The 9,659-nt window shown below is 68.5% G+C and carries 11 protein-coding genes; 6 read left to right on the top strand and 5 right to left on the bottom strand.

Annotated elements, in window-relative coordinates:
- Nucleotides 1-149: 149 nt before the first annotated feature.
- Both D7Y04_RS41815 and D7Y04_RS41810 read right to left on the bottom strand, forming a co-directional pair.
- Complete coding sequence (locus tag D7Y04_RS41815) at nucleotides 150-602, bottom strand: NBR1-Ig-like domain-containing protein (RefSeq protein WP_121762972.1); 453 nt, start codon at nucleotides 600-602, stop codon at nucleotides 150-152.
- Between the two features lie 99 nt (nucleotides 603-701).
- Nucleotides 702-2,099 (bottom strand): hypothetical protein, encoded by a 1,398-nt coding sequence (locus tag D7Y04_RS41810; RefSeq protein ID WP_120596729.1) that lies wholly within the window; start codon nucleotides 2,097-2,099, stop codon nucleotides 702-704.
- On the opposite strand from D7Y04_RS41810, the gene D7Y04_RS41805 reads away from it, so the two are divergent.
- The 5 genes from D7Y04_RS41805 to D7Y04_RS41785 all read left to right on the top strand — a co-directional run bounded on the left by D7Y04_RS41805 (nucleotide 2,089) and on the right by D7Y04_RS41785 (nucleotide 5,997).
- Nucleotides 2,089-2,271: a hypothetical protein gene (locus tag D7Y04_RS41805; protein WP_147454607.1), complete on the top strand. Its 183-nt coding sequence runs from the start codon at nucleotides 2,089-2,091 to the stop codon at nucleotides 2,269-2,271. The two genes, D7Y04_RS41810 and D7Y04_RS41805, sit on opposite strands and share 11 nt — an antisense overlap.
- Before the next feature lie 158 nt (nucleotides 2,272-2,429).
- On the top strand, nucleotides 2,430-3,311 hold the full coding sequence (gene mtgA / locus D7Y04_RS41800; RefSeq protein ID WP_120596731.1) for a monofunctional biosynthetic peptidoglycan transglycosylase: 882 nt from the start codon (nucleotides 2,430-2,432) through the stop codon (nucleotides 3,309-3,311).
- A gap of 57 nt (nucleotides 3,312-3,368) precedes the next feature.
- The gene (locus D7Y04_RS41795) at nucleotides 3,369-4,310 is read left to right on the top strand and encodes a hypothetical protein (protein ID WP_120596732.1); all 942 of its coding nucleotides are present in this window, start codon (nucleotides 3,369-3,371) and stop codon (nucleotides 4,308-4,310) included.
- 28 nt (nucleotides 4,311-4,338) lie between these two features.
- Nucleotides 4,339-5,196: an AraC family transcriptional regulator gene (locus D7Y04_RS41790; protein WP_120596733.1), complete on the top strand. Its 858-nt coding sequence runs from the start codon at nucleotides 4,339-4,341 to the stop codon at nucleotides 5,194-5,196.
- 51 nt (nucleotides 5,197-5,247) lie between these two features.
- On the top strand, nucleotides 5,248-5,997 hold the full coding sequence (locus tag D7Y04_RS41785; protein ID WP_121762969.1) for a metal-dependent hydrolase: 750 nt from the start codon (nucleotides 5,248-5,250) through the stop codon (nucleotides 5,995-5,997).
- 20 nt (nucleotides 5,998-6,017) lie between these two features.
- On the opposite strand, the gene D7Y04_RS41780 is transcribed toward D7Y04_RS41785, so the two are convergent.
- Nucleotides 6,018-7,382, bottom strand: coding sequence for a hypothetical protein (locus D7Y04_RS41780; RefSeq protein WP_121762968.1), 1,365 nt, complete (start codon nucleotides 7,380-7,382; stop codon nucleotides 6,018-6,020).
- A 56-nt stretch (nucleotides 7,383-7,438) separates the two neighbouring features.
- A complete protein-coding gene (gene glsA / locus D7Y04_RS41775; RefSeq protein WP_121762967.1) occupies nucleotides 7,439-8,449 on the bottom strand; it encodes a glutaminase A in 1,011 nt (336 codons plus the stop codon).
- Nucleotides 8,450-8,652: 203 nt separating this feature from the next.
- Between glsA and D7Y04_RS41770 the strand changes: the two genes are divergently transcribed.
- Nucleotides 8,653-9,078, top strand: coding sequence for a hypothetical protein (locus tag D7Y04_RS41770; protein ID WP_120596737.1), 426 nt, complete (start codon nucleotides 8,653-8,655; stop codon nucleotides 9,076-9,078).
- A 35-nt stretch (nucleotides 9,079-9,113) separates the two neighbouring features.
- Here the strand turns inward: D7Y04_RS41770 and D7Y04_RS41765 are convergent, their stop codons facing one another.
- Nucleotides 9,114-9,578: a hypothetical protein gene (locus D7Y04_RS41765; RefSeq protein ID WP_121762966.1), complete on the bottom strand. Its 465-nt coding sequence runs from the start codon at nucleotides 9,576-9,578 to the stop codon at nucleotides 9,114-9,116.
- Nucleotides 9,579-9,659: the final 81 nt, after the last annotated feature.

The following is a 9,659-nucleotide window of genomic DNA, read 5'->3' as shown; positions in this document are numbered from 1 at the left end:
TCACGTACGAGGTCGCAAGCGAGCCGAAGCCGCGTGGTTGCTCGCACTCGTCGCCCACAACCTCCTGCTCGCCATAGCGCAAGGCTGGTTCGACGAGTCGGAAGGCTCATTTCTTCTCACGCCCTGAGCCTTCGCGAGGTCAACCGGCCTTACTGGGCGTTGACGATGACCCAGAAGGCATCACCGAACTTGGTCCCGTTGTAATCCGCGACCTTGAAGTTGGCCGAATACTGCCCCGCGGTATTCGGGACGTTGCACGTCGCCCAGATCTCAGCGGTCGAGCCCGCGCTCATGCCGCTGGTGAGGGTGAAGGAGGTGCAGAACCCGGCGGAGCCACTCTCCTTCACCACCTGGTACGAGGTCGTCCAGTTCGTGGTTCCGCAGTTCTTGATCTTCCACTTCTTGGTGATGGTCGTCCCCTTCGTCACGTTGGAGTAGTCGAGGTAGTTGACGTCTGACACGTAATCGCTGCAATCACCCGCGATGGGTTGACTGTAGGTCTCCAATGACAGTGCATCATTGGGATCCGTGTCCGACTCGGCACCACAACCCACGACGGAAGAGAACAGCACGGCTGCCAGCACGGCCATTTGCTTTCGCATGTCTTGATCCCCTCAGGAGCAACGACGTGTCAGTTGCGGACGGCGTTGTCGCGCGAAAGGCCACAGAGAACGAGTTAAGCCGGGTTAAATCCGCGGCGGTCAGCCCTCCGAGAGGGTGAGCGACCCCGGCAGCTGTCCGCCGCCGTGGTTGAACTGGAAGGCGCTGAGCTTGGACATGCGCTCCGCCACCACGTCGGTGAAGTTGTTTGTCTCCGGCGTCAGCAGCAGGGCCATGGCCTCTTCAGGGGTCGCCGCGTTGGCGACATCCACCACCCAGCTCTCCGGCGTATTGCCCGCGTATCCGGGCTGGCCCTGCTCGATGGCCGTCAGCCAGTCCTTCGCGAGCTGCTGGACCTGCTGCGCCTCCGCGTGGGTGAAGGACACGGAGGCCGTGGTGCCAGTCCCCGTCGTGTTCGCGAAGGCGTCCTGGAGCCCGTTCGCGGATCCGGAGGCCAGGTCCGGCAGCGTGGCCGCGTAGGTGTACGTGGACGGGTCCTCGGGGTCCTTCCACTCGCCACTGACCGAGAAGGTGACGGGGCCCTTGGTGCCTGTGTACTGGAACTCCGTCGGGCCACCCGCGTCGTAGGTCGTGGCGACGTACACGTTGCTGTCGATCACGGCCGCGCCCAGGTCGATGGCGAAGGTGACCTCCCGCGTGAGCGTGTCGGAGGCAATCTGCACCGTCGCCGCGTTTGACGTGCCGTTCGCCGGGTCGTTCTTCGGCAGCTCGCCCGTGGCGAGGAATTGGTTGTAGGCCGCCTGTCCCGCCGGCGTGGAGATGTCGAAGTCCACCTGCCGTGAGCTCAGCTGTCCCTCCACGCGCCGCGTGTCCGTCGCTCCGAACGCGATATCGAACACGCCCAGCTTTCCCTCGAGCGTGCGCGACACCGCCTCCGTGGGACCGGCGGTGACCCGGACGGTCTTGTCGTCCAGCCGGGTGACGGCGAGGGACATGCCGCTGGCCTTCTCCGTGCTCATCCCCCCGATGGCGCCGAAGATGCCGGAGATGTTCTTGAACACCACCTCCATGCCCGTGCCCACGAAGGCCTCGCCGTTGAGCGTCACTGTGGCGCCCACCGGCAGGTTCTGGGGCAGGGACGGGTTGAGCTGCTGGGCGGCCTGTTCGGGCGAGGTGATGCCCGCCGCGGCCGCGGTCGGCAGCGTCACCTGGTAGCTGCCCCGCACACCCGCCTGGGCGGTGCCGGTGACGGTGACGTTCGGCGTGTCCGCCTGGAGCTCTCCCTTCACGCCGACCTCGGCGTCCACGCTGAAGGTCGTCATCTCCGCGTCCCGGCTGAAGCTCGCCCCCACCTCGGTGTACCCGGCCACCTTCATGGAGAAGATGCCCGCATCCACCTTCACCCCGGCCTCGAGGCTCGCGCTCCCGGAGATGCCATTGGGGCCCAGCATCACCGAGCCACTGGCGGCAAAGTCCTTGGCGGCGGTCGGCTTCGCGAGAATCGGCGTGTCGGTGGGGGAGGGCGCGGTGTCCGGCACGTTCAGCGGGTTGCGCTTCGAAGTCCCCGGCGTGCTCCCGCTGAAGCTGTCGGTGGACACGCCTCCCCAGGACGATGTGCCGCTCGACGGCCGAGGCGGACCTGCTGGCGCCTGCTGCGGTGCGCTCACGGCTCCGCTGCTGGACGGCTTCACGGTGTTGATGAACGGCTGAAAGCTCCGAATCGGCCACTGCATGTGGACTTCCCCCTCTGCGACAGTCAGAGGGGTTGTCGCGCGAACCGCCGCAGCGGACGAATTAAGCCGGGTTAAATCCGCGTCCGGCCGCGTTCTGGACAGCAGGGGCGGGTCGGGGCAGATGTAGGCGTACAGATGACATCCCGTCCGCCCCCTGCGCGCCCCTCCACCGTCCGGATGCAGAAGACGAAGCAGCCCTCCTCTGGAGCCCGGCGTCCCGCGGGGAAGCCCTCTGGAGGCCCGGCCTGGCGTCGCTGGGCGCTTGGCGGGTGGCTGATGCTGGCCCTCTGGTTCGGCGTGGAGGCCGCGCGGCTGCCCGACGTGGGCGCCCTGCGGACGCAGAACCCGCGCACCACCGCGCTCATGGCGCAGCGAGCCGAAGAGGCGCTCGAGTCGGGCACGAAGCCTCGCGTGCGCCAGGCCTGGGTGCCGCTCGGCGCGGTGGCCCCGCACGCCGTGGACGCCGTGTTGTGCTCCGAGGACGCGCGCTTCTACCGGCACGAAGGCGTGGACTGGACCGAGGTGGAGAACGCCTTCGAGCAGTCGGTGCGCGAGGCACGTCTGGGGCGCGGCGCCTCCACCCTCACGCAGCAGTTGGCGAAGAACCTCTACCTCTCCACGGACCGCAGCCTGCTGCGCAAGGGGAAGGAGCTGCTGCTCGCGCGCCAGTTGGAGTCACACCTGTCCAAGCAGCGCATCCTCGCGCTGTACCTGAACGTCGTGGAGTGGGGGGAGGGCGTCTATGGAATCGAGGCGGCGGCGCGCGAGCACTTCGGCGTCTCGGCGCGGTCGCTCAGCGTGGCGCAGGGCGCGATGCTCGCGGCCATGCTGCCCGCCCCGCGTCGCTGGCTGCCGGCGCAGCGGCCCGAGACCCTGCGCACCCGTGCTGGCGTCATCATCGGGAGGCTGGAGCGCGAGGGGCGCATCAGCGCGGCGCAAGCCCGCGAGGCCCAGGCCGAGCTCTCGCGCTTCTTCGGTGTGCAGCCCGCGCCCGGCCTGGTGGCGGACGCCAGCTGAAGAACTTTTCGCGGGGCCGTGCGTGGAAGGTGCCACGTCCTTTTCGTCGAGGTTCTCGTGCGTGCCCTCCGTCCGCTGTTCTGCTGCATTGCCTTCGTCCTGTCCGCCACTCCCGCCCTCGCGCAGTACAACAAGGCGGCAGGTGAAAACGCTCCCATGGAGAGCGTTCGCCGGGTGGTGACGCGCAACGACGGTTCCCAGGAGCTGCGCGAAACGGTGCGCCCCGCGGCCCGTGACGGCTTTGGCAACGCGAAGGGCAACCAGAACGACCTCGCGGTGGACGGCGCCTTCGAGGGGCAGACGGTGGCGGTGCTCCAGTTCTACACACAGGACTTCGACTTCTCGCTGCCGAAGGCCGCGCTGAAGGAGAAGGGCTTCTCCGTGTATCGCTGGGTCAACCAGGCGCCGGACCCCAAGGAGCTGCGCAAGGGGCTCCAGAAGGCGTGTCAGTTGTGGATCATCTCGGACCAGACGCCGCGCCTGACGCCCGAGCACGTGAAGGTCATCAAGGAGTTCTTCGACGCGGGACACGGCGTGTACATCTGGGGCGACAACGCGCCCTACTACGCGGACGCCAACGTGGTGGGCCAGGCGCTGCTGGGCACGGTCATGGTGGGCAACATCATCGGCGACCAGACGGTCGGCCTGCGCAAGGACGGGGAGGGCCCGGGCCTGCTGCGCCGGCACCTGCTCACCACCGGCCTGGAGTACCTCTACGAGGGCATCACCATCGCCACCATCCAGCCGAGCCAGCAGCTCACGCCGCTGCTCCATGGCTCCGCGGGCAACCTGGTGGCGGCCTTCTATGACAATGGCGGCAAGCGAGCCATCTTCGACGGTGGCTTCACGCGGCTCTACAACAAGTGGGACACGGCGGGCACCGCGCGCTACGTGAAGAACGCGGCGGCCTGGCTGACCAACGTGGAGCGCTTCGGCAACGCCGTGGTGCGCGCGGACCTGCGCAGCGCCCAGGAACAGAAGCCCGCGCCGAAGCAGTGACCCGGACTTGCTCCATACTGGAGCCACGATGCGACCCGACGAGCCTGGCCTGGTGGTGCTGCCCGCGAGGCTCGCGGGAGTGGAAGGGGTTCGCGTCACGGGTGACACGCGGCTGTGGTCCGGCGTCTCCACTCGCTACGGCGTCACGGTGGTCTACGCGGGCGCCTTCGACTTCTGGTACCGCGGGCGGGCCTGGACGCAGACCAAGGGCGTGCTGAAGCTGAAGGAACCGGGAGAGGTGCACCGCGACCTGCGAGTGCATGCGCCGGTGACCGCCCAATCGATGACCCTGGAGGTGCCGGTGGTGGAGGGGGCCGCACGCGAGCTCGGGCTGAGCGTGCCGCCCCACCTGCCCGCGCTCTCCGGCGGTGTCGGACGCGCCGAGGCGCTGGCCCTGCACGCGGCGCTGAGGGACCCAGGCAGTGACACGCTCGCGCTGCAAGGCCTGCTCGCCGGGCTGCTCGCGGCGCTGCTGGGGGCAAGCGCCAGTGCGTCAGCGGAGGCGGTGCCCCGGGCTCGCCGCGCGGCGCTGCGTGCACGAGACCTGCTGCACGCCTCGGTCGTGGAAGGCGTCAGCCTGGAGGCGCTGGCGGTGGCCTCGGGCCTGGGCCGCTTCCACCTGCTGCGCACCTTCCGTCAGGAGCTCGGGCTGACGCCGCATGCCTATCTCACGCACCTGAGAGTCTCGCGGGCGCGCGAACTGCTCGCCCGGGGCGTCCCCGCCGCACGAGCGGCCCTGGAGGTGGGGCTCTACGACCAGAGCCAGTTGCACCGGCACTTCGTGCGCATCGTCGGCACGAGCCCGGGGGCCTACGCGCGGGCCGTGCGCGGCAGGTCAACTTCGCCCAAGAAGGGCGCGGAGCGGGTGCCACATCCTCGTCGCTGAGCCCGCCGCCGGGTCGGTCCCGCCGCCGGAGCCTTCGCGAGGTCCCGCACCATGCTGCTCTCATTGTCCCTCCTGGCGGCGCTGCTCGGCGCCGCACCGACCCCACCGCCCCAGGAGTTCCGCGTCACCTGGCTCGGCCACGCCGGCTTCGAGGTCGTCTCGCCCGGAGGCACGCGCCTGCTCATCGACCCCTGGTTGAAGGAGAACCCGCGTGCGCCCGAAGCCTGGAAGGACCTCGCGCGCCTCGCGCGGACGCCGCCCGCGGCCATCCTGCTCACGCACTCGCACGGAGACCACGCGCAGGACGTGCACACCCTGGCGCGCCTGAGCGGGGCTCCCGTGGTCGGTACGGGGGAGACGCTGCGCTGGCTCAAGGTGCCGGAGGCCCAGCAGCTCACGGTGAACGTCGGCGGCTCCACGCGCATCGGCGACGTCACGGTCCACGCGGTGCCGGCCATGCACTCGTGCGAGCCCGACGGGCGGCCCCTGGGCTACGTCCTGGTGCTTCCCGGTGGGCGCTCGCTCTACCACACGGGCGACACCTGGCTGTTCGGCGACATGGCGCTGGTGCAGGAGCTGCTGCACCCGGACATCGTGCTCCTCAACGTGGGTGGTGGGCGCTACGGCATGGACCCCCGGACCGCCGCGCTCGCGGTGCGCAAGTACTTCCGCCCCTCCGTCATCGTGCCCATGCACTTCGGCACCTTCGAGCCGTTGGCGACCGAGCCCCAGGCACGCGAGGTCCTTGGAAGCGACCCGCGCGTGCGCTGGCTCACCCCGGGAGTCGCCGCGTCACTCTGAGGCAGGGCCTCCGCCGGAAATCAGGCGTCACGGGGAAGGGCGCGCAGGAACTGCGCATCCTTCCAATCCCAGACGCGCGAAGGATTCTTGTCCACGTCCACCGGCGAGGAGTTCCAGTTGTGGACGTCGTAGGAGTGCGAGGCTCGCCAGTGGACGAACACGCTGAACACGGCCGTCACGACGAGCGCGCCCGCGAGGACCCGGTGCCGTGAAGGGGCCTCCAGGACCGCCTGCACGGGGAACGCGAGGAAGTAGACGAGGTAGGGCAGCACGTCGGTGAAGAAGCGCGGGCCAATGGAGTGCCCGGCCCACCAGATGTAGAAAGAGGAGATGGCCGCCCAGTGCAGGACCAGGATGAGGGCGAAGAGGACCTCGTAGGGCTCCAGGCTTCGGCTGCGCCACCGCTGGACGAAGCCCACGACGCCCAGCACGAGGAACGGTGAGAAGGTGAAGATGCCTCGCGAGGGACTGACGAGGTTGGCGGCCAGAGCCATGAAGAACGGTCCGGCGAGCGGATCCACCGTGTGACGGTAGTAGGGCGAGAACACCGAGCCGTAGACAGACAGGTGGTACGCGCAGAAGGGAATCGCCACGAGCGCCGCGCCTGCGAAGTAGGCCGGCAGTTGGCGGCGGAAGCGCAGGGCCATGAACCCGGTGACCACCAGGATGCTGAGGGAGTGCGTGGGCCGGCAGGCATAGGCGGCCGCGACCCAGAGGCCCAACAGGAACGCGGTGCGCGCGGTCTGCGCGGGTCGGGCCAGCAACAGCATGACGCAGGCGATGGCGAGGAGCCCGGGGCCGTGCTGCCAGAGCACCCGGCTCGCGGTGGAGTACGCCGTGGTGCCCAGCCCGAAAAGCAGCACGGTGACGAGCGCCGCCCCCGGGGACACCCGCCTGCGCAGGGTGACGAGGAGCACTGCCGCGGCGGCGCAGACGTAGAAAGAGGCGATGAGCTGCTCGGTGAGGGCGAACGAGCCCAGGTACTCCCGCCCTGTGTGCCGGAACAGCGTCCGCCATGCCAGCGCATCGGCACCGAACGTCCCCAGGCGGGGCAGCACTGGCTCCATCAGGGAGATGAGTCCTTCGGCGGCGGCGAGGAACGGCAGCGCGGACACCATCACGCCCGGCGGGTACACGTAGTACGTGTGGCCGCCGGCCTCGTTGCGTGCATAGGCAGTCCCCGGGAAGAACCAGTGCCGGAACTCGTCCAGGTCGGTGTTGCCCTCGTGGAGGAGGCTGGCCGCGGAAGGGATGGACCACAGCGAGTCCGTCTGTAGCCGCGCCTCGCTCGTGGTGTAGATGCCGAACAGGGCCAGACACATCAACCCGAGCGCGAGCGTGGAGGACGCGAAGCCACCGCGCGATGAAAGGGATGGGGTCGGCACGGAGGGGTTTCTAGCGAATCCGACAGAAGAACCCCAAATCCTACCGCGATGGACCTCTACGACGGGGGGCGCCAGGCCGTGCCAGGCTGAGGGCGTGACATGAACAGGCTCAAGCCAAGCCGTGGGGCCAGGAATCGCGCGACGAGCTGTCCCTTGACGCTGTTGCCCGCTGTGTCGAGCAGCGGGGCGAAGGTGCCCAGCCCGCCCTTGCCCGGCGCGACGGCGACGATGCCGCCACCAATGCCACTCTTGCCCGGGACCCCCACGTCGTAGAGCCAGTCCCCGGAGGTCTCATACATCCCCGCCGTGGCCATCACCGCGAGCGTGTGATGACAGACCTCCTCGTCGACGACGCGCGTCCCGGTGAGCGGGTTGACGCCTCCGTCCGCCAGGGTCGCTCCCATCACGGCGAGCTCCCTGGCGGTTACCGCCAATGAACACTGGCGCGTGTAGAGCCCGGTCGTCAGGACCGGATCCGCCTCCAGGCGGCCCAGGCCGTGGAGCAGGAAGGCGAGCCCCTGGTTGCGGTGATGGGTCTCCATCGCGGAGGCATACACCTCTTCGTCGAGCGCGAGCGGGTGTCCGGCGAAGCGCGACAGCCCCTCCTGGATGAACCGCCACCGTGCCTCCGGACTGCTGCCTGGAACGAGCCCCGTGGTCGCCAGCGCTCCCGAGTTCACCATGGGGTTGGTCCGCCCGTCCGGGCTCAGGTCAAGGGCCATGGCCGAGTTGAACGGCAGGCCCGTGCCATTGACCCCCAGCTTGCGCCGCACCTCTTCGGGCCCCAGGGCCTGACAGACGAGCGCGAAGACGAACGGCTTGGAGACGCTCATGATGGAGAAGGGATGGTCCACGTCCCCGGCCCCATGGCTGCTGCCGTTGATGCCCACCACGCACGCGCCGAAGAGCCGGGGATCCACCCTGGCGAGCGCCGGGTAGACCTGGGAGCACTGGCCCTCGGTGTTCCCCTGGTGGCGCTGGTAGGCCTCGTCCACCAACGCCCGGACCTGCTCCGCCGCGGGGAGCTGCCCGGTGGAGATGAAGGGGGGCTCGCCTGTCGTATCCATGCGTGAAGGGGCTCGGCTTCCTGGAAGCAGGGGAGAAGCGCAGCTTCCTGTCTGGAAAGTTCGTCGCGCCCGGATGCGTGTCAACGTCACATGGACATCGGATTTGTTGCAGATTTCTTGTGTTGCAGGTTTCAGTGCTCCGGCACGCCGATTCGTGGGTGGTGTATGTTTCACCGAAACCGCCGGTTGAGACATCTCCCTCCATGTACACCCTCGACGAATCGCTCTGGCCCCTGGCCATTGTCCAGCGTAGCGACACCACGACGGACAGCGAGATGGAAAGCATCCTCCGAAGCCTTTCCAAGCTCATCCACCGGCGCGAGCCCTATGTCCTGATCATCGACTTCTCGCGGTCCCGCCCGCTGACCCATTCCCAGCGGATGCTGCTGGCGGATCATCAGGCGGAGATCGCCGACCTGGCTCGCGAGTACTGCAAGGGGTTCTTCGTGGTGATCAACTCGACCACCGCGAGACTCGCGAGGGCCGTCACCAGCTTCGTGCGTCCCGGCGCGGATCAACACGAGGAGGTCGCGTCGTTGACCGAGGCGCTCGAGCGCGCCGCGCTCCGCTTCGAGCAGGCCGGTGTGACGAGGGGGGCCATCATTGCCCGCGCCCAGGCGCGCCGTTAGAGGCGCGGTCCTGGCACGAGCCGCTCACGCCGCGGCTACAGAATCTCCTCGAGGGCGCTCTTCCAGCTGTAGTTCCCGGCCTGCTTGCCCGCGATGGAACTCTTCGCCGGGTCGATGTGGATGGTCAGCACGCTCCCGTCGAGCGAGACCTTGGTCCCTTCCGTCGACAGCTTGCAGACCGTCTGGGTGACGGCCTCCTTCACCGCCGCCTTGCCATCCGCGGTGCCGCAGACCTCGACCAGGGTGCCCACGGCCATCTGGCAGGCGCTCTGGGTCCGGTCCTTCATCGGGTCGAAGGCGGGGTAGGTCGACCTGTCGTAGCTGCTCTTCAAGGACGACCCGCAGGCCTTGTTGACCGCGTCCTCCTTCTTCTTCAGCTCCGTGTCGTAGGTGGCCCAGCCGTTCTTCTGGGCCACGGTGAGCCGCGCGGGCTTCGAGGACTCGTCGGCGATGGCGAGCGAAGCGAAGAGGCAGAGGCAGAGGGACGGAATCCGGAACATGAAGGCTCCTGGTGGAAGCGGCTCGCGGGAGTGCGAACCGCCGTTCCCCCAGGGAAGGAGCCCCCGGAATTCTTTTGCATT

The organism is Corallococcus sp. AB038B, from assembly GCF_003668955.1.
Lineage (GTDB): Bacteria > Myxococcota > Myxococcia > Myxococcales > Myxococcaceae > Corallococcus > Corallococcus exiguus.
Note: the sequence above shows the minus strand (reverse complement) of the source record. Positions and strands in the feature narration are given on the sequence as shown.

Coding starts and splice junctions, on each gene's coding strand:
- D7Y04_RS41815 (WP_121762972.1), bottom strand. CDS start 602: ATGCGAAAGCAAATGGCCGTGCTGGCAGCCGTGCTGTTCTCTTCCGTC.
- mtgA (WP_120596731.1), top strand. CDS start 2,430: ATGACATCCCGTCCGCCCCCTGCGCGCCCCTCCACCGTCCGGATGCAG.
- D7Y04_RS41790 (WP_120596733.1), top strand. CDS start 4,339: ATGCGACCCGACGAGCCTGGCCTGGTGGTGCTGCCCGCGAGGCTCGCG.
- D7Y04_RS41785 (WP_121762969.1), top strand. CDS start 5,248: ATGCTGCTCTCATTGTCCCTCCTGGCGGCGCTGCTCGGCGCCGCACCG.
- glsA (WP_121762967.1), bottom strand. CDS start 8,449: ATGGATACGACAGGCGAGCCCCCCTTCATCTCCACCGGGCAGCTCCCC.
- D7Y04_RS41770 (WP_120596737.1), top strand. CDS start 8,653: ATGTACACCCTCGACGAATCGCTCTGGCCCCTGGCCATTGTCCAGCGT.
- D7Y04_RS41765 (WP_121762966.1), bottom strand. CDS start 9,578: ATGTTCCGGATTCCGTCCCTCTGCCTCTGCCTCTTCGCTTCGCTCGCC.